A 21,598-nucleotide genomic window follows, 5' to 3' on the forward strand; every position below is an offset into this window, starting at 1 on the left:
TCGTCGTGCCGCATGATCATCCCTGCCTGCCCGGGCACTTTCCGGGGCGTCCCGTGGTGCCTGGCGTGGTCGTGCTCGACCACGTGCTGCAGGCGGTGGAGGCCGCATATGGCCCACGTGCCGCGGCACGCCTGCCGCAGGTGAAGTTCGTGCAGCCGTTGCTGCCCGGGCAGATGGCATCGGTCACGCTGGACGGCGTCGGCCCGCGCTGGCGCTTTCGCGTACAGCGCGCCGACGAGCTGCTGGTCAGCGGCGAACTGGTGGCGGAGGCGGCGCGATGAGCAGTCAGTGGAAGCAACGCCCGGAAGGCGGTGGACGGTTCGCGCTGTGGCTGATCCGCGGCATTGCCCAGCATGCAGGGCGCGCGGTGGGACGCGCGCTGCTGTACCCGATCACGCTGTACTTCCTGCTGGTGCGTGCGCCCGAGCGCAGCGCCTCGCGTTCCTATCTGACGCGCGTGCTGGATCGCCCGGCCACGCTACGCGACGTGGCGCGGCATATCCACACCTTCGCCTCGACGATTCTGGACCGCGTGTACATGCTGTGCGGGCAGATGCAGCGCTTCCGGGTCGACATCACCGGGCTGGATCAGCTGCATACGCAGATGGACCGCGGCCGCGGCGTGCTGATCTTCGGCTCGCACCTGGGCAGCTTCGATGCGCTGCGCGTGCTGGCCACCGAGCGGCCGGACGTGCAGGTCAAGGTGGTGCTGGACAAGGCGCACAACCGCGCCATGACCGAGCTGCTGGGCGCGCTGAATCCGCAGCTGGCGGCCAACATCATCGATGCCGGCATGGACGCGACCTCGATCGTCATGGCGATCAAGGACGCCACCGACGCCGGTGCGCTGGTGGCGCTGCTGATCGATCGCCCGCGCGAGGGCGACCCGGCGTTGCCGACGATGTTCCTCGGCCGCAACGCGATGTTCCCGACCTCGCCGTGGCTGATCGCCGCGGCGCTCAAGGTGCCGGTGGTGCTGGCCTTCGGCCTGTATCGCGGCGGCAATCATTACGAGCTGGCGTTCGAGACCTTCAGCGAAGGCCTGGACGTGCCGCGTCGCCAGCGCGCGCCGGTGCTGGCGGTACTCATGCGCGATTACGCGGCCAGGCTGGAACATTACACGCGCTACGCGCCGTACAACTGGTTCAACTTCTACGATTTCTGGAACACCCACCATGCCGATGTGCCGCACCCTGTCGTGGATGCTGATACTGCTGTTCAGCGCCGCACCGCTATGCGCCGCACCGCCTGAGACGCTGGACGTCGGCCAGGTGCTGCAGCGCCTGGCACGCCCCGCACCGGTCAGTACCGAGTTCGTCGAACTGCGTGGCTCGGCCCTGCTGAAGACGCCGCTGCGCGTGCAGGGCCATTACCGTCGCCCGGATGCGCAGACCCTGGTGCGCGAGGTCAGTGCGCCGTATCGCGAGACCACCACATTGCAAGGCGACGAAGGCGTGCTGGAACGCGAGGGCAAATCGCCGCGGCGTTTTTCGCTGAGCCGGGTGCCCGAACTGGCCGGCTTGAAGTCCGGCTTCGGCGCGTTGCTGGCCGGCGACCGCGCGCTACTGGAGCAGCACTACCGCATCAGCGGGCAGGGCCAGCCGCAGGCCTGGCAACTGACGCTGCAGCCCAGGGACGCTGCCGTGGCCAGGCAGGTGCGCGAGTTGCGTCTGTACGGGCGCAATGACGAGTTGCGCTGCATCGAAAGCCTGCCGGCCAAGGGCGACGTGCAACGCACGCTGCTGGCCGGTGCGGCGCGCGAGGCTACAAGCGTGACCGATGCAGCGGCATTGACCACGCTGTGCCACGGGTCGGGCGCGTGACGCAGCGCGCCCTCGGCGCAAGCAAGGCGCCAGCACAGCCCGATGCCGCGCGTGCGGCTGGTGGACGTTCCGCTGGCACGGCGAGGCTTGCGCATGGCGTTTAAATTGAACGCAAACCGCCGCATCGGCCTGGCGCTGCTGTGGCTGGCCTTGCTGGCGGTCGCCGGATTCTGGTTGAGCGAGACGCTGAACGTCACCGGCGATCTGCGCAAATTCATGCCCGCCCGCAGTAAAAGAAAGGCGCCAGCACAGCCCGATGCCGCGCGCGCGGCCGGTGGACGTTCCGCTGGCACGGCGAGGCTTGCGCATGGCGTTTAAATTGAACGCAAACCGCCGCATCGGCCTGGCGCTGCTGTGGCTGGCCTTGCTGGCGGTCGCCGGATTCTGGTTGAGCGAGATGCTCAAGGTCACCGGCGATCTGCGCAAATTCATGCCCGCCCCGCGCACGCCCGCGCAGAAACTGCTGATCGAAGAACTCGGCGAAGGCCCCGGCTCGCGCCTGTTGCTGATGGCGCTGTCCAACAGCGACCCGGCCACGCTGGCCGCGCAGTCGCAGGCACTGCAGCAGGCCCTGGCCGCACAGCCGGAGCTGTTCGAGCTGGTCGGCAATGGCGGCACTGCGGGGCTGGATGCGATCCCCGAGCGCCTGCTGCCGTATCGCTATCTGCTCAGCGACAGTTTCGATACCACGCCGCTGGATGCGCACACCCTGCAGGCGGCATTGCAGTCGCGCGTGCAGGATCTGGGCTCGCCTGCGGCTGCGCTGGTGGAACCGTTGCTGCCGCGCGACCCCACGCTGGAAGTGCTGCATCTGGCCGAAACCCTGCAGCCGGCAGCGGCGCCGCAGACGCGTAACGAGGTGTGGTTCGACCGTGCCGGCACCTCGGCCTTGCTGATCGTGCAGACGCGTGCAGCCGGCTTCGATCCCACCGGTCAGCAGCTGGCCTACGACGCGGTGCAGGCGGCGTTTGCCAAGGTCGGCAAGGGCAGCACGACCCGGCTCACCTTGACCGGCCCCGGCGCGTTTGCGGTGGAAATCACCGCGCGCACGCAGGGCGAGGCGCAATGGATCGGCACGCTGGATACGGTGGGACTGGTCTTGCTGCTGCTGGTCGCCTATCGCAGCTGGAAGATTCCGGTGCTCGGCGTGCTGCCGCTGGCCAGTGCCGGTCTGGCCGGTCTGGCTGCAGTGGCGGTGTTGTTCGATGGCGTGCACGGCATCACCGTGGCATTCGGCTTCACCTTGATCGGCGTGGTGCAGGATTACCCGATCCACCTGTTCAGCCATCAGCGTCCCGGTCTGGATCCGCGCGACAACGCGCGCCATCTGTGGCCGACGCTGGCCACCGGCGTGGTGTCCACCTGCATTGCCTATGTGACCTTCCTGTTTTCCGGTGTGGATGGCTTGCGGCAGCTGGCGGTGTTCACCATCGCCGGGCTGGCGACCGCCGCGATTACCACGCGGTGGCTGCTGCCGTGGTTGATCGACCCGGCGCCGCGCGACTACGCCGATTCGCGCATGCTCGCCGCGCTGTGGCGCGGCATTGCGCGCCTGCCGCGGCCGCGCATCAGCCTGGCGGTGATTGCGCTGATCGGCATCGCGGTGATCGCGTTCGCCCCCGGCCAGTTCTGGCAGAACGATCTGTCGAAATTGACTCCGGTGCCGCCCAAAGCCCTAGCGCAGGACACGCATCTGCGGCAGGAACTGGGCGCACCCGACGTGCGTTACGTGCTCGCGCTGCCTGCCGCCAACGACGAGGCAGCGCTGCAGGCCAGCGAGCAGTTGCGCCCGCGCCTGGATGCCCTGGTGCGCGCCGGCGCATTGACCGGTTACGACATGGCCGCGCGCTATCTGCCCAGCGCCAAGACCCAGCGTGCGCGTCAGGCCGCGTTGCCGGATGCCGGGCAAGCGCGCGCATTGACCGACAGTGCGGTGGCCGCCACACCGTTTCGCGGCGATGCGTTCGCGCCGTTCCTGCAGGATCTGGACGCTGCCAAGCGCGCCGCGCCGCTGTTGCCGAAGGACCTGGCCGGCTCGCCGCTGGCGACCTCGGTCGGCGGGCTGCTGCTGGGCCGTGGCGATCGCAGCACCGCGCTGGTGTCGTTGACCGGCTTGCGTGATCCGTCGGTACTGGCCGCCGCCGTGCAAGGCAGCGGCGCGCAGCTGCTGGATCTCAAGGACGCGTCCGAATCCCTGGTCGCTGCGTATCGTGGGCGTGTGCTCGGCGCGCTGGGGCTGGCCGCGCTGCTGCTGGCGGCGACGGTGGCGATCGCGTTGCGCAGCCCGCGCCGGATCGTGCGCGTGCTGCTGCCGATGGCGCTGACCACGGTGCTGATCCTGGCGATCCTGCGCGGCATGGGGGTGGAGCTCAATCTGTTCCATCTGATCGCGTTGATCCTGGCGGCAGGTCTGGGCCTGGATTACGCGTTGTTCTTCGATCATGCCGGCGACGATCACGCCGACCAGCTGCGCACCTTGCATGCCTTGATCGTGTGCAGCCTGATGACGCTGCTGGTGTTCGCGTTGTTGGCTGCGTCCAGTATCCCGGTGTTGCGTGCGATCGGCAGCACGGTGGCGCTGGGGGTGCTGTTCAATTTCATTCTGGCCTTGCTGGTGTCGCGCGAGCCGGCGCTGGAACGTGCAAGAAACGGAGATGCACATGCAGGGACGTGAGGCGATTGCCGCGCTGATTCCGCACCAGGGCAGCATGTGCCTGTGGGAAGAAGTGGTGGAGTGGGATGCGCAGCGCATCGTGTTGCGCAGTGATGCCCATCGCAGCGACACGCATCCGCTGCGTTCCAATGGCTGCCTGCGCGCGCTGCATCTATGCGAATACGGTGCACAAGCCATGGCTGTGCATGGCGGCTTGCTCGGACGGGAATTGGGCAAGCCGGTGCGCCCGGGCATGCTGGTGGCGTTGCGCGCGGTGGACCTGCATGTTACCTATCTGGACGACCTGCCCGGTGCGATCATCTGCGAAGCACAGGTGTTGATGCAGGGCGAGGACAGCCAGCAATACGGTTTTCGCCTGACCCACGCAGAGCAGTTGCTCGCCGAAGGGCGTGCCACGGTGATGTTGGGTAAGGCCTGAGATCAACCATCAGCCACTCAGGTCGAAATGGTCTCTGTCTTCAATACGGTCAGTGCACTCAAGTTGCAGGCGCTGGGCAGACGATGCGTATACAACTTTGCGATGTCGATGCCGGTGCACAGATGTTCGAAATGCGCCAAGCCGATGGACAGAAATTCCTCGCGATCACCCCTGGCTGGCTTGATCTCGCCTACTTCAACCGCCTTTAATGCGCTGATCCAGTGGAATGACTGGCCTGCGTCATCGCGATTGAAGTACGCATACCACACCGGAATGCGGAACATCCGCTCGAATGTCACCGCACGTTTGACTTCGGCCTCATAGGGAAGGCCATAGCAGCCTTTGAACTGGCTATAGTTCTTCACGTCAATAGCGATCAAACCGATCGATTCCAGCAGTAGCAGGAAGTCGGGCCGTTTGACCGATGCACCAAATAATGGTGAAAAGGTGTCAGGTGATTGACAGATGGCGACGTAGCTAAAGCTGTATGCTTTCAACCATGCATTCATTGCATGTTCGCCTTGCTTGCCTAGTTCGACCAAGTCCATTGTGTCCCCCTTGCCGTCTCCGTCTTCAAGTTACACAGCCTTTGCCAAGACGCTATCAGCTTGTTTCAGAGGTGCTCAAGCGGCCGCCTTTCAATCTGCGGCATAGTCGATGAAACGCCGTCGCCTGTGCATCGCCGTGCAGGCAGCTAGCCGGTATTCATCCAGCTGTAGCGACTGGCCGGATGTGAAAGCTGCGCTTGTAGGCGCATAGCTTGGTCTACGATAACGTTCTTCTTGTCCGACCAAGCGATCGTTATTTATGAACTCAGCACAGCGCCGCGCACTCGTCACCGGCGGTAGTGGCGATCTTGGTGGTGCGATCTGCCGTCAGTTGGCAGCACAGGGTCGCCATGTGATCGTGCACGCCAATCGTAATATCGCCCGCGCCGATGAAGTGGTCGCAGCGATCGTGGCCGACGGCGGCAGTGCGCAGGCGGTGGCATTCGATGTGGCCGATGCGCAGGCCAGTGCATCGGCGCTGGCAAGCCTGCTGGAGGTCGGCCCGATCCAGATCGTGGTCAACAACGCCGGCATCCACGACGATGCGCCGATGGCCGGCATGAACGCCGAACAGTGGCATCGGGTCATCGACGTGTCGTTGCACGGGTTCTTCAACGTGACCCAGCCGCTGCTGCTGCCGATGGCGCGTACCCGCTGGGGCCGTATCGTCAGCGTGTCGTCGGTGGCGGCAGTGCTGGGCAATCGCGGGCAGACCAACTACGCCGCGGCCAAGGCGGCCTTGCACGGTGCCAGTAAATCGCTTTCACGCGAGATGGCCAGCCGCGGCATTGCGGTCAACGTGGTCGCGCCGGGCGTGATCGAAAGCGAGATGGTCGGCGAAAGCTTCGCGCCGGAAGTGATCAAGCAACTGGTACCGGCCGGCAGGGTCGGCAAGCCCGACGAAGTGGCCGCATTGGTTGCGTTTCTGTGTTCGGAGTCAGCTGGCTATATCAATGGCCAGGTCATCGGCATCAATGGTGGGATGGGCTGAGAGCCGCTGATAGAACGACGATGCCTCCCCCCAGGTAGGCGCGGCTAGTTTGGTTCCCATCAGCGCACGACCAGGTTGGCAGGTGCGGTGTCCTCGCCGCTGTGAGTTTGCTGCAGGGCCCTTGCCCGCCCACCATCGCGGGACATGCCGTGAATCCGTCCATGGAGGCTCTTACGCGGCATCCATGCCGCGTAAGGTCCTGCGACGGTTGGCGGGCAAGGACCGGGCGAGATGGGTGGTGTGCCTGTGCAAGCAATGCACCTCGCGCGGCCGTTCGATGCGGTGCGGTTTGATCGGCGTCTTCCGATCCGGCATTTGAATCAAACTGGCGCGGATCCAGAAAAAACGCGCCGTCGCCGGCGCGGTCTTCAAGTTCACGCCGCGTCGGCGTACCAGGCGGCGGTGAGGATCGGTTCGCCGGTGGCGTTGGCGGTCAAGACGTCCAGCCCATGGTCCGGCAGTTCGGCATGACGCTGGCGTGCCTGCTGCAGGATCTCGCGTGCCAGCACCGCCATCTGCGCGACGTTGCTGTGGATGCGTGCGGCAAAGGCGTCGTCGTCGAGGGTGTCGTGCAAGGCGCCGTTGAGTTCGTTGAACCAGCCGATCAGGTATTGATCGAGCAGGCGCCCATCGTCGCTGGCCAGGCCTTGTGCAGTGTTGTGCTGGCCCCAGTCGTGCAGCACACGTTGCATCGCCAGATTCATGTCGCGCGCGTAGAAAAAGTCTGCCTTCATGCGCGAGAGCAGGCTCAGGTCGGCGATGCGTCCGGAGCAGAACAGCGGCGCCAGCAGCGACCAGTAGTAGGTGTAATCCCAGATCACCTTGACCGGCATCACCTGTGCATCGCCGAACAGGGCGTACTGGTCCTGATACAGGGTCAGGGTGTTTTCGTAGAACGAAAAATACAGCTGCTGGTACAGTTCGACATACGGGCTGAGCGACCTGCCGGCGCGGTCGCGGCCGATCAGTTCGCAGATGTAGGTGTTGGACATCGCGATGAAGTCGCTGCCGGGCGAATAGAACGGGTCCAGGAACAAGCCCGCTTCGCCGGTCAGCGCCCAGCGCTGCGGCGAGAACACCTGCTTGCAGCCATAGGAGAAGTTGCGCAGGAACAGGAAGTCCTGCAGCCGATAGTCGGCCTGGTCGAGGGTGGCGGCGACCTGCGGCTGATGCATGCGCAGCCAGGTCATCGCCTTGGCGTGGGTGTTCATGGTCTCCAGCGGATGCATGGACGCATCGCAGACGATGCCCAGCGAATGCGCGCCGGACGACAACGGAATCAACCAGAACCAGTAGCCCGGCCCGCACATGTGGTTGGTCGAGCGCCAGCGGTCCGGCGGCGTGCAGCGCTGCAGCCAGCTGCTGTCCTGCGACCAGCCATTGGGGTCGATCAGGCCTTCCACGCGCCACCACACCGCATTGGCATCGTGCGCATTGTCCTGCGCCAGGCCGAGCTTGCGCTTGAGCAGGCCGGCGCGGCCGCTGGCATCCACCACCCAACGTGCGCGCAGCGTGCCGGGCTCGCCTGCGCGCTCGTAGCGCACGGCGTGGTCGGCCTCGTCATCGGACAGGTCAACGCCCTTGACGCTGCAGCTGTCCACAAACGCGATGCCCTGCGCGCGGGCGCGCTCGCCGAGGAAATTTTCGAAGCGGCCGCGGTCGATCTGCCACGACGGCGTCGGCAGGATCTGGCTGACGCCCAGCTCGGTGCAGCGGTCGATGTCCTCGCGCCTGTCGGAGAAGAAGAAGCGGAAGCCGAACTTGCGGATCTGTTCGGTCTCCAGATGCTCGCGCAGACCCAGCACGTCGGCGAAATAATGCGCGCCAATTTCCACCGTGGATTCGCCGACCTTGAACGCGGCTTCCCGCACCGGATGCGCACGGCGCTCCAGCACGGTGATCGCCAGCTCGGGATCGCGTTGGCGCAGCTGCAGGGCCAGACTCAGGCCGGCCAGGCCGCCACCGGTGATAACGACATCGGCACGCTGTGCATTCATGGGGATTGGCTGCTCTTGGTGACCGCAGGCACAGTAGCAAATTCACCGTCAGCGTCGTCGATCAGCACCGGGTTGGCGCGCACGCGGCGGTACTCGCGCCAGATATGCCCATAGCTCCAGGCCTGGACGACCACATGCGAGGTGATTTCCCACAGATCGCGCACCAGGCGGAAATGGCTCTTGCGGAACATGCCCGGCGAGGTGCCGGCGTAGCGGGTTTCGATCGGCACCGCGACCACGCGCGCGCCGGCCTGGCGCGCGGCGGAAATCAACAGCTGCGCTTCGAACACGAAGCCTTCGCCGGGCACGTCTGGCAGGGTGAACACCGAGGCCGGATACAGGCGCTGGCCGCTCTGGCTGTCGACCAGCTGGAAGCCGCAGGCCCAGGCGATGCCCCAGTCGCCGAAATCGTTGCCGATGCGGCGGATGGTGGGCTGGGTGGCGCGCTTGCGCATGCGTGCGCCGACGATGACGCAGCCGGGGTGGCGGTTGGCCGCGGCCAACAGACGTGGAAAATCGGCGGCCTTGTGCTGGCCGTCGCCGTCCATGGTCATCACTGCGCGCATGCCCATCCGCTGCGCCTGCGCAAACCCGCTGCGCAACGCGGCGCCCTTGCCCTTGCGCTGCGGATGCCGGATCAGGGTGATCGGCAGGTCGGCGATGCAGTCGGCGGTGCCATCGTCGGAGCCGTCATCGATCACGATCACGTTGGAGCAATAGGTCAGCGCATCGTTGACCACTTCGCGGATGCGCAGCGACTCGTTCAGGGCCGGCACCAGGATCGCGGTGTCTTCGCGGGTCAGCGGCTGCCGGCTCACTGCTGGAGCTCCACGCGCAACACCCGGCCCGGGCCGGCGTACAGCGCCACGCGTTCGCCGCCAGCGGCGATCAGGTCGAACAGCGGCAGCATCGGCGCCATCGCATTGCCGGCGGCATGCCGCGACAACGGTCCCTCGCCCGGCGAAGGCATGCCGTCGTCCAGCCACGCACGCAGCTGCGGCTTGCCGGCCTGGCCGGGCGCGCCCAGCACCAGCGCGCCGCCGAGCAGCCCCTGGCTGGGGGCGACCCGACCCAGCGGCCCGACCGAGCGGGCGTCGTAGCCGGCCAGCAGCACCGCGTCCATGCCGGCGGCGCGTTGGACCAGCGCCTCCAGCAAGCCCTGCGCGAAGCTGCCCAGGCTGGCGCTGATCGCCGTGGCCGGGGTCATCGCCCCGGCGCCGATGGTCCAGTAGCCGGCCGCGGCGTTGTGCACCGAGTTGTGGAACTTGGTCGGCGAGATCGCGGTGGGGTCGCTGGCCAGGGTGGTGCACATGTAGTCGGAGATGGCCAGGTCGCCATACGTGGAAGTGAAGATCGACGGCAGGCTGGCCGGGTCGCGGCCGGCGGCGGTGCAGGCAGCCAGGGCGGCTTCCAGCGAGACCGCCACCGTGTCCGGTGCGCGACGGCGCTCGTTGGCGGCCAGCAGCTGCGGTGCCGGGCGTGCCCCGGTGTCCTGCAGCGCGCCGCCGCGCACGACGGCTGCAGCGGCTTCCCAGCTCGGCAGGCCCTGGGTCCAGAAGCCGATCCCCTCGATGGTGGCAGCCAGCATCAGCGGGCCCGCCCGAACAGCAGCGAGCAGTTGTTGCCGCCGAAACCGAAGGAGTTGTTCATGGCGTAATCGATCTTGGAATGGGCATTGTCGAAACGGATCTGCGGGCCGCAGGCGGGGTCGGGCACTTCGCTATTGAGCGTGCCAGGCAGCACGCCGTCGCGCAGCGCCAGCAGCGCGATCACCGATTCGACGATGCCGGCCGCGCCCAGGGTATGGCCGGTCCAGGCCTTGGTCGAGCTGGCATGCAGGGTGGCGGGGAAGATCGCCGCCACCGCGGCCGCCTCCACGCTGTCGTTGGCCGGGGTGGCAGTGCCGTGCAGGTTCAGATAGCCCACCGCGGCCGGCTCCAGGCCTGCGCGCTCGAGCGCGCCGCGCATCGCCAGCTGCGCGCCCAGGCCCTGCGGATGCGGGGCGGACATATGGTGCGCATCGCTGGATTCGCCATAGCCGTACAGCCACAGCGCTGCGTCCGGCGCGGCGGCGGTGCGTTCGAGCACGGCAAAGCCGCCGGCCTCGCCCAGGCTCAGGCCGACCCGCCGTGCATCGAACGGCTGGCACAGCTCCGGTGCCACCACCTGCAGCGAGTTGAAGCCGAACAGCACGCTGCCGCACAAGGTGTCCACGCCGCCGACCAGGGCGGCATCCACCACTCCGGCGTCGATCAGGCGCGCGGCCTGGGCGAACACCTTGGCGCTGGACGAACAGGCGGTGGCCACGGTCACGCTCGGGCCGCGCAGGCCGGTGGCGTGCTGCACGAAGTCGCCCAGCGAGTGCGGGGTGTGCACGATCGGGCGATCCAGATCGTCGGGAAAGCGCGCGCCGTCGGCGTCTTCGACCAGCCGCGTGTAGGCCTCTTCGCTGGCGCCGATGCTGGAGGTGGAGGTGCCGATGATCACCGCCACGCGCTCGGCCCCGTAGCGCTGCGCGGCGGCCTGCACGGCCTCGGCCATGCCGTCCTGCTGCAGGGCCAGCCAGGCCAGGCGATTGTTGCGGCAGTCCCAGCCTTGCAGGGACTCCGGCAACACCACGTCTTCCACGCCGTCGACGCGGCCGATCCAGCACGGCAGCGGCTGCGGGCCGAAATCGTTGCGACGCATGCCGCTGCGGCGAGCGGTCAGGGCGGCGGCCTGGGCACCGAGCCCGGCGCCGAGCGCGGTGGTGGAGGTAAAGGCGGTGACGGCGACCGGGGCCATCTGGGACGAATGCTGCGCTTGGCTCACGGTGGTCTGGCTGGCAAAAAGTGGGCTCAGTATATCGATGGCGGGTCCGCCTCCCGGCGACGGCGCAACTGAACGTGCCGGTCATGTCGCTGACGGGGCAGGACTTTTCGCGTGCTGCCGCGCTTTCGCCATCGGCGCAATTGGGACACAATCCTGCGACACACTTGCCGATCGAGCGCGACCACGCGCGCATGCACGCCTACGTCTATAAAAGCCAACGCAAGCAGGACACCTTCGTCTATCTCGCCACACGCGACGACTTCTCCGGTCTTCCCGCCGGCGTGCACGCGCAGCTGGCGCCGTTCGCGTTCGTGCTGGAGGTGGCGTTGACGCCGGAGCGCCGTCTGGCACAGGCCGACGTGGCCACGGTGCGCGAAGCGCTCGCCAAGCACGGCTTCTATCTGCAACTGCCCAAGACGGTGGTGCTGGCGGGCGAGTGCGACTATGACTGAGGCCGCACGGGCCGCACGCCTGCGGGCCGCAGCGCTGGCCGGGGCGGCCGGCGTGGCGTTGTCGTTGCTGGGCGGCATCGGCGGCGGTGTTGCCGCGGTGGCGCTGTGGCTGGCGCAGCCGGCGTTCGCGCTGGCGGTGTCGTGGGCGCGCGGTAGCCGCGCCCTGCCCAGCCCGCCGCGCGCGGTTGCGCAGGCCCTGCCGCCGCTGCTGACGGTCTGGGGCGTGGGCCTGCTGGCGCTGGCCGCCCTGATCAGCTGGCCGCTGACCGCCCTGCGAGACAGCGGCAGCCTGGCTGCCGCGCTGGCCTTGAGTGTGGCGGTCAGCGCTGCGCTGCTCGGGCTGTGGCGGACCTGGCCGCTGTGGGGCGAGGTCGAACGCGATGGCGGTGCGCTGGCCCCGCGTTGGCATGCGCTGGCGACGCAGGAGTTGCATGCCTGGCGCGGTCTGCTGGCCGCTGCACTGGTGCTGGCGATGTGCACGCTGGTGGTGGCGCTGGCCTGGCCGGGCTGGTTGTCGAGCAGTTGGCGCTGGAGTCTGGCGATCGCGGCCAGCGTGCTGCTGCCCGCCGCCCATCTGCTGTTGCAACGCACCGCCGCGCCGGTGCGCAGCGATGCCCCGGCGGCCTTGCAGGCGGCCGATTTCTTTTCCGAAGCGGCGGCCCAGCCGCGTCCGCTGGAGCCGGTGGCCCAGCATCAACTGGTGCCCGAGCTGTTCGAGGCCGCGCGCAGCGGACGCGTGGACCGCGCGCTGCAATTGCTCGACGCCGGCGCCGACCCGCAGGCGATGCCGTTGCCGGAATGGCGCGACCAACGCAGCCTGCCCGCGCTGGCCGCGGTGCTGCCGGATCTGCGCCTGCTGCGCGAGCTGATCGTGCGCCGCGTCGACGTCAACCAGCCGCATCGCGGCATGACCCCGTTGCTGGCCGCCACGCGCGACAGCTGGCACGGTCGCCCGGACGCGGTGATGACGCTGCTCGCCAACGGCGCGGACCCGCGCGCCAGCGACAACGACGGCAATACGCCGCTGCATCACGCGGTGCGCAGTTCCGACCCGGGCGTGGCCGCGCTGCTGCGCGATGCCGCCGCCGAGCTCGACGCGCTCAACAACGAAGGCCACTCGCCGCTGGCGATGGCCTGCCAGGTCGGCAACTGGCGGCTGGCCAAGTTCCTGCTGGAACGCGGCGCGCACTCCGAACCGGACGGCGGCGCGCCGGTGCTGCTGGCGGCGGCCGGCACCGAGGAAGACGACCCGGCCGGCGTGCAACTGCTGCTCAAGCACAAGGCGCGCGTGGATGCGCGCGATCGTCAACGCCGCAGCGCCCTGCACGAAGCCGCATTGGCCGGGCACGGCGACATCGTCGAGGCGCTGCTGGCGGCCGGCGCCAATCTGGAAGCGCGCGATCTGCTCGGCCGCACGCCGTGGCTGGATGCGGCGCGGCAGGCGCGCAGCGGCGTGCTCGAACGCCTGGTCGCACGCAAGGCCGATGTGCTGGCCGTCGATGGCGAGGGCCGCAACGCGGTGATGCTGGCCTGCGCCGCCGACAACGTGTCGCCGGCCCTGATCCGGCGCCTGCTCGACCTGCAGGTGCCGGCCGACAGCGCCGATGCGCACGGCCGGCGCGCGGTGGATGTGGCCGCCGAAGCCGGGCGCTGGGCGATCGTGCAGTTGCTCGACCCCGCCTACCCGTTGCCGGCGGCGGTCAGCGATGCGCACGGCGAGACCCCGGGCGTTGCGGTGCTGCCCGATCGTCCGCCCCTGGTGCTGCTGCGCGAAGGCCTGCAGTTCGGTCAACGCGACGGTCTGGTCGCGCTGGCCCGCCTGTGCGGCCCGGAAGAACTCGGCGGCCTGCTGCACGACGCGCACCTGGCCTTGAACGCCGATGCGGTGGACTGGCTGCTGCGCCATGGTGCCGATGCCGACGTGCGCGATGCCTGCGGCGATGTGCCGATGTTTGCGCTGCTGTCGCGGGGCGTGGAAGCGGTGCCGGCGCTGCAGGCGCTGCTGCGTCACGGCGTGTCGCCGGCCGGTGCGGGCGGTCTGACGCGGCTGCTCAGCGCCTGCGTGCAGCACGATGCGGCATCGCGCGGGCTGGAACAGTTCGCGCTGGAATTGCTCGAACGCGGCGCCGACCCGTTCGCCGCGTCGGCGGCCGGCGATCCGCCGTTGTCGCTCGCGGTGCGGCTGGGCTGGTTGCGCCTGCAGCAGTGGTTGCTGGAACACGGCGTGGACCGCGAGGCGCGCGACAGCCACGGCATGACCGCGCTGCACCTGGCCACCGCGCTGGGCCGCGAGGCATCGCTGAAATTGCTGGTCAAGCAGGGCGCTTCGCCGGAAGCGCGCGCTGCCGACGGGCAGACCCCGCTGGGCGTGGCGCTGTCGATCGGCCGCCGCGATCTGGCCGACTGGCTGGACTGGCGCATCTGGTCGCTGCCGCACCGCAGCCTGCGCGAGGCGGATGTGCCGGCGGCCGCGATGGTCGGCGACACCGATGCGGTGCGTCGCCTGATCGATCTCGGCCTGCCGGTCGACGCCGTCGATGCGCAGGGCTGCACCGCGCTGCTGCGTGCGGCCGGCGGCGGCCATCTCGGCGTGGTGGCGCATCTGCTCGGTCGCGGCGCCGACCCGCAACGCGCGGCCAATAGCGGCGCCACGCCGTTGTCGGCGGCGGTGAGCATGCGTCAGACCGAGATCGTGGCCGCGTTGCTGCAGGCCGGCGCGCAGATCGAGCACCGCCTGCCCGGCGGCGTCACCGTGCTGATGCTGGCCTGCGCGCTGGGCCTGCCGGATATCGTGGCGCGCCTGCTCACCGCGGCGGCCGATGTGCACGCCAACGACGACCAGGGCCTGGCGCCGCTGCATTGCGCCGCGCTGTACGGCTTCACCGCGCGCGACAAGAGCCGCCTGCTGGCCCTGCTGGATACCTTGCTGCTGGCCGGCGCCGACCCGGAGTATCTGGCCGGTGGCCGGGTCAGCCCCCTGCTGCTGGTGCTGGGGGCGCGCGCCGAACCCGGCACCGCCTGCGACGAGCAGGTGGTGCTGGCCGGCGTCGAACGCCTGCTCGACGAAGACGTCTCGCTGGACGTGGCCGATCAACGCGGCTTCGGCCCATTGCACCTGGCCGCACTGCACGGCCTGTCGTTGCTGGTGCAGCGCCTGCTGCGTGCCGGCGCCGATGCCGACCGCCGCGACGCGCTCAACCGCACCCCGCGCGAGATCGCGATCATGCGCGGCTTCATCGATGTGGCCGGCCAGTTCGAACCCGCCTTGCCGGGTGTGTCCTCGATGGCGCGCTTCCTGCGCGAAGGCCGCTGAGCCAGCGCGGCGGCGCACCGCTGCGGGTGCTGTTCGTATGCAGCCGCAACCGCCTGCGCAGCCCCACCGCCGAGCGCGTGTTCGCCGACTGGCCGGGCGTGCAGACGCAATCGGCCGGGCTGGCCGCCGATGCGGACGTGCAGCTCACCCCGGAGCTGCTGCACGAGGCGCAGCTGGTGCTGGTGATGGAGCGTCGCCATCTGCAGCTGTGACGCAAACGCTTTGCCGCGCATCTGCGCCATTGCCGGGTGATCTGTCTGCAGATTCCCGACGACTACGCGTATATGGATCCGGCACTGATCCGTCGGCTGGAACACACGGTGCCACCATTGCTGCGTCTGCCGGCGCATTCGTAACCTGATCCCGACACCGCGCATGCAAGACTGGGCGTTCCCTCGCACGAAGGAAGCGCCTCTACGATGAGTGTGCGTATCGAGGACCACGCCATGCTGGGCAACTGCCACAGCGCGGCCCTGGTCGACCACCGCGGCACCATCGACTGGCTGTGTCTGCCACGTTTCGATTCCGATGCGTTTTTCGCATCCCTGCTGGGCGATGAGCAGCACGGGCAATGGGCGTTGTCGCCGGCCGGCGACTTTCGCAGCGAACGTGCCTACGAAGACGACAGTCTGGTGTTGTGCACGCGCATGCGCACCGGCACCGGCACGGTGGAACTGGTCGACTTCATGGTCGCCAGCGAGGAAGGCGACGGCCACCAGCATCTGGTGCGGATCGTGCGTTGCGTGCAGGGCGAGGTGCCGATGCACATGCGCCTGACCTTCCGCTTCAACTACGGCCGCACCGTGCCATGGGTGACGCGTATCGACGGCGGTATCCGCGCCATCGCCGGGCCCGACCAGCTCGCCCTGCGCTCGCCGCAGGCGCTGCATGGCGAGGACATGGGAACCGAAGCCGACTTCACGCTGCGTCAGGGCGAAAGCACCTGGTTTCTGCTCAGTCACGGCCTGTCGTATCAGCCCACGCCGAAGGCGATCGATCCGGAACAGGCGCTGCAACGCACGACCGCGTTCTGGCACGGCTGGGCACGTCGCTGCACCGATGTCGGCCCCTGGACCGAGCAGGTGCGTCGCTCGCTGGTGGTGTTGAAGGGGCTCAGCTATCTGCCCACCGGCGGCATCGTCGCCGCGCCGACCGCTTCGCTGCCCGAGCATCTGGGCGGCAGCCGCAACTGGGATTACCGCTACTGCTGGCTGCGCGATTCGGTGTTCACGCTGATCGCCTTGCTGCAGGCCGGATATCGCGATGAAGCAGAGGCCTTCCGCGACTGGGTGCAACGCGCCATCGCCGGTTCGCCGGATCAGTTGCAGGCGCTTTACGGCATCGCCGGCGAGCGCCGGCTGCAGGAATGGGAAGCGCCCTGGCTGCCCGGCCATGAAAACTCCGGCCCGGTGCGTATCGGCAACGGCGCGGTGGATCAGTTCCAGCTCGACGTGTACGGCGAGTTGATCGGCGCGTTCCACTACGCGCGCGAAAAGGGCGTGGCACCGCTGTCCGACGATGATGGCTCGTCGGCATCGTTGCTGGAAAACGTGCTGGAGACGCTGGAAACGCTGTGGCGCCTGCCCGACGAAGGCATCTGGGAAATCCGCGACGAGCGCCGTCATTTCGTGCATTCCAAAGTGATGGCCTGGCTGGCATTCGATTGCGGCGCGCGCGATGGCATCACCAACGCCGATGCGGCCAAGCGCGCGCACTGGGGCCGCATTGCCGACGAGATCCGCGCCGAAGTGCTGGAAAAGGGCGTGCACCCGGACGGTCACTTCGTCCAGAGCTACGGCTCCGATCGCCTGGATGCGGCGTTGTTGCTGATTCCGATCGTGGGATTCCTGCCCGCGGAGGATCCGCGCATCGCCGCGACCGCCGATGCGATCGCACGCGAGTTGACCATCGATGGATTGGTCGAACGTTATCGCACCGACGACAGCGCTGACGGCTTGCCGGCCGGCGAGGGCACCTTCCTTGCCTGCAGCTTCTGGCTGGTGGAAAACTACGCCCTGCTCGGGCGCACCGAGCAGGCACGTGTCCTGCTCGAGCGTCTGCTCGGGCTGTGCAACGACGTGGGCCTGCTCGCCGAAGAGTACGACCCGCGCAGCAAACGCATGCTTGGCAACTTCCCGCAAGGGTATTCCCACGTGGCTCTGGTCAATGCGGCATTGCGCCTGCACGGACGCATGGGCGAAGAGGAAACACATCCATGAACGAACAAGCCACAACCCCGCCGTGCATCATCGTGGTGTTCGGCGCACGCGGCGATCTGACCAAGCGCCTGGTGATGCCGGCGCTGTACAACCTGCGTCGCTCCGGCGCGCTGGGCGAGCAGTTCGCCATCGTCGGCATGGATCACGGCGATATCAGCGAGCGTTCGTGGCGCACGATGATGGGCCAGTCGATGACCGAGCTGCTCAGCAGCCGCGACGCCGAATTCCAGACCGACCAATTCGATACCGACACCTGGGAGTGGCTGCGCGAGCGCATGCATTATCTGCGCGGCGATTTCACCGACCTGGGCGCCTATCAAACCCTGGATGGCGCGCTGGAGAAACTGCACAAGCGCTACGGTACCCAGGGCAATGTGCTGTTCTACCTGGCCACTGCCGCGCGTTTCTTCGAGCCGGTGTTGCTCAACCTGGGCGAAGCCGGGCTGGTCAGGCAACGCGATGGCGAGGGCTGGCGTCGGGTCATCGTGGAAAAACCCTTCGGCCACGATCTGCCCAGCGCCGTCGCGCTCAACGCTACCGTCGCCAAGGTCCTGCATGAGGACCAGGTGTTCCGTATCGACCACTTCCTCGGCAAGGAAACCGTGCAGAACATCTTGGCGTTCCGTTTCGCCAATGGCCTGTTCGAGCCGGTGTGGAACCGCGACCGCATCGATCACGTACAGATCACCGCCGCCGAAACCATCGGGGTGGAGGGGCGCGGACGCTTCTACGATCCCACCGGCTGTCTGCGCGACATGGTGCCCAATCACCTGTTCCAGTTGCTGGCGATGATTGCGATGGAACCGCCAGCCGCCTTCACCACCGAGGCGATGCACCGCCGCCGCGCCGAAGTGATCGAAGCGGTGCGCCCGATCAAGCCCGAAGACGTGGTGCGCGGCCAGTACGCCTCCGGTGCGGTCAACCGCAGCGCGGTGCCGGGCTATCGCGAAGAAGACACCGTGCCGGACGATTCGGAAACCGAAACCTATGTGGCGATGAAGCTGCAGGTCGACACCTGGCGCTGGGCCGGCGTGCCGTTCTACCTGCGCACCGGCAAGCGTCTGCGCGAGCGCACCACCGAGATCGCGATCCGCTTCAAGCCTGCGCCGCTGGCGCCGTTTCGCAGCACCGAAGTGGGCGGCTACGGCCCCGACTGGCTGGTGCTGCACATCCAGCCCGACGAAGGCATCTCGCTGCAGTTCGACGTCAAGCGCCCCGGCGCGCAGGTCAGTCTGGCACCGGTGCGCATGGACTTCCGCTACCGCGACTGGTTCCCCAAGGAATACACGGTGGGCTACGAGCGCCTGCTGCAGGACTGCATGAACGGAGAGGCCGGCCTGTTCCAGGATGCGGCGATGGTGGAAGGTGCCTGGCGCATCGTGCAACCGATCCTGGATGCCTGGAAGCAACCGCCCAGCGATTTTCCCAATTATGCCGCCGGCAGCGCCGGCCCCTCGGCCGCCGATGCCTTGCTGGCCATGAACGGCGGACACGCCTGGCGCGCGCTCACCCCGGGCCGCAAGCCACCACCGCGCCGCGCACCGGAAGCGCGCAGCAGCGCCACCACGCCGATCAAGAAAGCCACCGGGAAGACGGCCAAGAAGGCCGCCAAGGCGCCGGCCAGGAAGATCACTGAGGCGCCAGCCAGGAAAATCACCAAGGCGCCGGCCAAACGCGCATCCGCGGCTGCAGCAAGACCATCGCTGGATGCGGCTACGTCGCCGGGCAGCGCGGCCAAGAAAGCCGTGGGCAAACGCGCAACCGGCAAGGTCGCAAAGACCGTCGGCAAAACCGCGGCGGGCAAGGGCGCAGCGAAGAAGTCGACCAGCAAGACCGCAGCGCGTACACCGCGCCGCTGAGGGATGCGGTCGACACACAGCCGTCGCAGATCCACGTAGGAGCGTGCCCGCGCGCGGCGGGGCTTTACCGGTAACGCCTGGTCGCGCGCAGGCACGCTCCTACGAACAGCGCCGCGATTGTGGGTGGTTGGCGCGGGTTCGCCATCCACATCGACTGATGACTTGGACGCGGTCGAACGCTCGCGTGCAGGTCGTCGCCAAGGCATCGACTGCGCAGCTACCGCTGACGAACGATGCACGCATCCGCGTAGGAGCGTGCCTGCGCGCGACGGGCTTTACCGGTAACGCCTGGTCGCGCGCAGGCACGCTCCTACGAAAGGCTCAGCGATCCTGCGTGGTGGGCGCGGGCTCGCCGTCAACATCGGCCTTGACGTCGGCTTCGAACAGATGCATCAGATCCGCGCGTGCATCGCGCGAGGTCTGGATCACCTTGGCTTCGTCGTCATAGACCAGGTGCTGGCGATGCAGCAACTCTTCGTCGTGCTGGCGGAACCGTTCGACGTGATCCCTGGCAACCGCCTCGCCCAGTCCGAGCGAGGTCAGCACGCGTTCGCTCAGTTCCAGGCTGGAGGCAAACACCTCGCGGAACGGTTCGGCGCCCAGGTCCATCAGTTTCCAGGCGTGCTGGCGATTGCGTGCACGTGCCAGCACCGTGGCCTGCGGGTACAGGCGGCGGATCAACCGCACCGCCTTGATGTTGGTTTCCGGGTCGTCCACCGCGATCACGAACACCTTGATGCGGTCGGCACCGGCGGCGCGCAGCAGTTCCGGGCGGGTGGGGTCGCCGTAGTACAGCTGGCTGCCGAAGCGGCGCAAATCCTCCACGGTGTCCGGGTTGTGTTCCAGCGCCACGAACGGCACATGCCGCGCGGTGAGCAGGCGCGCGACGACCTGACCGAAGCGGCCCATGCCGGCGACCAGCACCTTGGGCGTTTGCGCATCGATGGTGTCGAACGGGCGATCGGACTTGGGCGCATGCAGCCGCAGCGGCCCGTTGAGGATGCGCTGCATGCCGAGCAGCAACAGCGGCGTCAGCGCCATCGACACGCCGACAATGGCCACCAGCCGGTCGTGATTGGCGCGCTCCAGCAAGCCGACACGATCGGCCTCGTTGAACACCACAAAGGCGAACTCGCCGCCCAGCCACAACACACTGCCCAGCATCAGGCTGCTGCGCAGCGGCAGTCTGGCCACGCTGCCGATCCCGACCAGCAGCGAGAACTTCACCACCAGCAGGATCGCCACGCCGCTGGCGATCAGCCACGGCTCGGCGACCACCCGGTTCAGATCGATGCCCATGCCGACCGAGATGAAGAACAGCCCCAGCAGCAAACCTTCGAACGGCTCGATCTGCGATTCGAGCTCGTGGCGGAATTCCGAATCGGCCAGCAGCACGCCGGCCAGAAACGCGCCCAGGCTGGCGCTCAAGCCGGCTTCCTGCATGATCCAGGCGGTGCCCAGCACCACCAGCAAGGCGCTGGCGGTGAACACCTCCGGCATGCGCGTGCGCGCCACCATGTTGAACAGATAGCGCAGCACGAAGCGCCCGCACAGGATCACCAGCGCCACCGCCGCCACCGCCTTGGCCACGTCCTGCCATTCCAGGGTAGCGTTCTTGCTGCCGCCGAGCAGCGGTATGGCCGCCAGCAACGGAATGGCGATCAGATCCTGAAACAGCAGGATGGCGAACGCCAGGCGCCCGTAGTCGCTATTGAGCGCCTTGCGCTCGGCCAGCAGTTGCAGGCCCACCGCGGTGGACGACAACGCCAGCGCCACGCCGACGATCAACGCGCTTTTCCAGCCCAGGTTGCCGAGCATCAGCAGGCCGCCCAGGATCAGCGTGGTCACCACCACCTGGGTGGCGCCGGCCCCGAACACCGAATGCCGCATCACCTTCAGGCGGGCCGGCGACAGTTCCAGGCCGATCACGAACAGCAGCATCACCACGCCGATCTCGGCCGCGCCGCTGATGCGCTCGGCATCCTGCACCACGCCCACACCGTCGGGCCCGAGCACCACACCGGCGACCAGATAGGCCAACACCGCACCCAGGCCGAAACGCTTGAACACCGGCACCGCCACGATGGCGGCCAGCATCAGCACCAGAGCCAGTTCCAGACCACCGCTATGCATGCGCACTCTCCGTTGAGATGCGCATTATGCCGCCGCTGGCGACATGTCGGCCTGGATCAGCGTGTCCTGCCTGCGACGCTGCGGGCGATCGCCGCCAGCGGGCGGCACTCGCCAGGGAGCGCCGGGGCAGCCTGCGGCGCGGCGTACGCGCCAACCTCAGGCATTGCATCCGATGCCCAGCCGCCCGATCAAGCCATTGAAGCCATGCCGTGCACCGTCGCCTGGATGCGCGCTGAGCGCAGCCAGCGCAGGGCATTGACCACGCCAGCTCAGGCGCGCAGACTGCGCCGCGCCGCCGCCCGGAGCACCGGTCGGTACGCACTCTCGGAGCCCTTTCTCATGTCCAGCGACAGTCACCCT

General features: G+C 67.9%; 18 protein-coding genes and 1 pseudogene. 12 read left to right on the forward strand and 7 right to left on the reverse strand.

From position 1 onward, the window contains the following. Positions 1–53 precede the first annotated feature (53 nt). The 6 genes from XaplCFBP3123_RS15785 to XaplCFBP3123_RS15810 are packed head-to-tail and all read left to right on the forward strand — an operon-like array spanning position 54 to position 4,915. Positions 54–281, forward strand: a complete 228-nt coding sequence (locus XaplCFBP3123_RS15785) for a hypothetical protein (protein ID WP_230724064.1) — start codon at positions 54–56, stop codon at positions 279–281. Next, the gene (locus XaplCFBP3123_RS15790) at positions 278–1,252 is read left to right on the forward strand and encodes an acyltransferase (protein WP_016902835.1); all 975 of its coding nucleotides are present in this window, start codon (positions 278–280) and stop codon (positions 1,250–1,252) included. Before XaplCFBP3123_RS15785 ends, XaplCFBP3123_RS15790 begins: the two co-directional genes overlap by 4 nt. Next, positions 1,176–1,823 carry a LolA-related protein gene (locus tag XaplCFBP3123_RS15795; RefSeq protein ID WP_047125017.1) on the forward strand — a complete coding sequence of 216 codons (648 nt, stop codon included), beginning with the start codon at positions 1,176–1,178 and terminating at the stop codon, positions 1,821–1,823. The genes XaplCFBP3123_RS15790 and XaplCFBP3123_RS15795 overlap by 77 nt, the downstream gene beginning before the upstream one ends. Positions 1,824–1,865: 42 nt before the next feature. Continuing rightward, entirely contained in the window at positions 1,866–2,141 is a 276-nt protein-coding gene (locus XaplCFBP3123_RS15800) for a hypothetical protein (protein WP_172453309.1), read from the forward strand. Next, entirely contained in the window at positions 2,131–4,497 is a 2,367-nt protein-coding gene (locus tag XaplCFBP3123_RS15805; protein WP_104534893.1) for an MMPL family transporter, read from the forward strand. The genes XaplCFBP3123_RS15800 and XaplCFBP3123_RS15805 overlap by 11 nt, the downstream gene beginning before the upstream one ends. After that, positions 4,484–4,915, forward strand: a complete 432-nt coding sequence (locus tag XaplCFBP3123_RS15810) for a phosphotransferase (protein WP_104534894.1) — start codon at positions 4,484–4,486, stop codon at positions 4,913–4,915. The genes XaplCFBP3123_RS15805 and XaplCFBP3123_RS15810 overlap by 14 nt, the downstream gene beginning before the upstream one ends. A 17-nt stretch (positions 4,916–4,932) precedes the next feature. On the opposite strand, the gene XaplCFBP3123_RS15815 is transcribed toward XaplCFBP3123_RS15810, so the two are convergent. Beyond that, the gene (locus tag XaplCFBP3123_RS15815) at positions 4,933–5,463 is read right to left on the reverse strand and encodes a hypothetical protein (protein WP_104534895.1); all 531 of its coding nucleotides are present in this window, start codon (positions 5,461–5,463) and stop codon (positions 4,933–4,935) included. Positions 5,464–5,722: 259 nt separating this feature from the next. Between XaplCFBP3123_RS15815 and fabG the strand changes: the two genes are divergently transcribed. Then, positions 5,723–6,454 carry a 3-oxoacyl-ACP reductase FabG gene (gene fabG, locus XaplCFBP3123_RS15820; RefSeq protein WP_104534896.1) on the forward strand — a complete coding sequence of 244 codons (732 nt, stop codon included), beginning with the start codon at positions 5,723–5,725 and terminating at the stop codon, positions 6,452–6,454. A 171-nt stretch (positions 6,455–6,625) separates the two neighbouring features. On the opposite strand, the gene XaplCFBP3123_RS15830 is transcribed toward fabG, so the two are convergent. The 5 genes from XaplCFBP3123_RS15830 to XaplCFBP3123_RS15850 are packed head-to-tail and all read right to left on the reverse strand — an operon-like array spanning position 6,626 to position 11,235. Further along, positions 6,626–6,832: a hypothetical protein gene (locus XaplCFBP3123_RS15830; protein WP_146091364.1), complete on the reverse strand. Its 207-nt coding sequence runs from the start codon at positions 6,830–6,832 to the stop codon at positions 6,626–6,628. Then, the gene (locus XaplCFBP3123_RS15835) at positions 6,829–8,451 is read right to left on the reverse strand and encodes an NAD(P)/FAD-dependent oxidoreductase (RefSeq protein WP_104534899.1); all 1,623 of its coding nucleotides are present in this window, start codon (positions 8,449–8,451) and stop codon (positions 6,829–6,831) included. Before XaplCFBP3123_RS15835 ends, XaplCFBP3123_RS15830 begins: the two co-directional genes overlap by 4 nt. Beyond that, positions 8,448–9,269, reverse strand: coding sequence for a glycosyltransferase family 2 protein (locus XaplCFBP3123_RS15840; RefSeq protein WP_104534900.1), 822 nt, complete (start codon positions 9,267–9,269; stop codon positions 8,448–8,450). Before XaplCFBP3123_RS15840 ends, XaplCFBP3123_RS15835 begins: the two co-directional genes overlap by 4 nt. After that, positions 9,266–10,039: a beta-ketoacyl synthase chain length factor gene (locus XaplCFBP3123_RS15845; RefSeq protein ID WP_104534901.1), complete on the reverse strand. Its 774-nt coding sequence runs from the start codon at positions 10,037–10,039 to the stop codon at positions 9,266–9,268. The genes XaplCFBP3123_RS15840 and XaplCFBP3123_RS15845 overlap by 4 nt, the downstream gene beginning before the upstream one ends. After that, entirely contained in the window at positions 10,039–11,235 is a 1,197-nt protein-coding gene (locus XaplCFBP3123_RS15850) for a beta-ketoacyl-[acyl-carrier-protein] synthase family protein (RefSeq protein ID WP_104534902.1), read from the reverse strand. Before XaplCFBP3123_RS15850 ends, XaplCFBP3123_RS15845 begins: the two co-directional genes overlap by 1 nt. 218 nt (positions 11,236–11,453) lie before the next feature. Between XaplCFBP3123_RS15850 and XaplCFBP3123_RS15855 the strand changes: the two genes are divergently transcribed. The 5 genes and pseudogenes from XaplCFBP3123_RS15855 (at position 11,454) to zwf (ending at position 19,105) form a co-directional block, all read left to right on the forward strand. Further along, the gene (locus XaplCFBP3123_RS15855; RefSeq protein WP_104535035.1) at positions 11,454–11,714 is read left to right on the forward strand and encodes a YcgL domain-containing protein; all 261 of its coding nucleotides are present in this window, start codon (positions 11,454–11,456) and stop codon (positions 11,712–11,714) included. Beyond that, the gene (locus XaplCFBP3123_RS15860; protein ID WP_104534903.1) at positions 11,707–15,027 is read left to right on the forward strand and encodes an ankyrin repeat domain-containing protein; all 3,321 of its coding nucleotides are present in this window, start codon (positions 11,707–11,709) and stop codon (positions 15,025–15,027) included. Before XaplCFBP3123_RS15855 ends, XaplCFBP3123_RS15860 begins: the two co-directional genes overlap by 8 nt. Before the next feature lie 26 nt (positions 15,028–15,053). Further along, positions 15,054–15,383 (forward strand): annotated as a pseudogene (locus XaplCFBP3123_RS15865) (low molecular weight protein tyrosine phosphatase family protein). Positions 15,384–15,446: 63 nt separating this feature from the next. Then, entirely contained in the window at positions 15,447–17,246 is a 1,800-nt protein-coding gene (locus XaplCFBP3123_RS15870; protein WP_104534904.1) for a glycoside hydrolase family 15 protein, read from the forward strand. Continuing rightward, on the forward strand, positions 17,243–19,105 hold the full coding sequence (zwf, locus tag XaplCFBP3123_RS15875; protein ID WP_172453310.1) for a glucose-6-phosphate dehydrogenase: 1,863 nt from the start codon (positions 17,243–17,245) through the stop codon (positions 19,103–19,105). The genes XaplCFBP3123_RS15870 and zwf overlap by 4 nt, the downstream gene beginning before the upstream one ends. A 321-nt stretch (positions 19,106–19,426) precedes the next feature. Here zwf and XaplCFBP3123_RS15885 read toward each other — a convergent pair whose 3' ends face one another. Further along, positions 19,427–21,238 carry a monovalent cation:proton antiporter-2 (CPA2) family protein gene (locus XaplCFBP3123_RS15885; RefSeq protein WP_102597000.1) on the reverse strand — a complete coding sequence of 604 codons (1,812 nt, stop codon included), beginning with the start codon at positions 21,236–21,238 and terminating at the stop codon, positions 19,427–19,429. Positions 21,239–21,598: the final 360 nt, after the last annotated feature.

Source organism: Xanthomonas arboricola pv. populi (assembly GCF_002939945.1).
Taxonomy (GTDB): domain Bacteria; phylum Pseudomonadota; class Gammaproteobacteria; order Xanthomonadales; family Xanthomonadaceae; genus Xanthomonas; species Xanthomonas arboricola_A.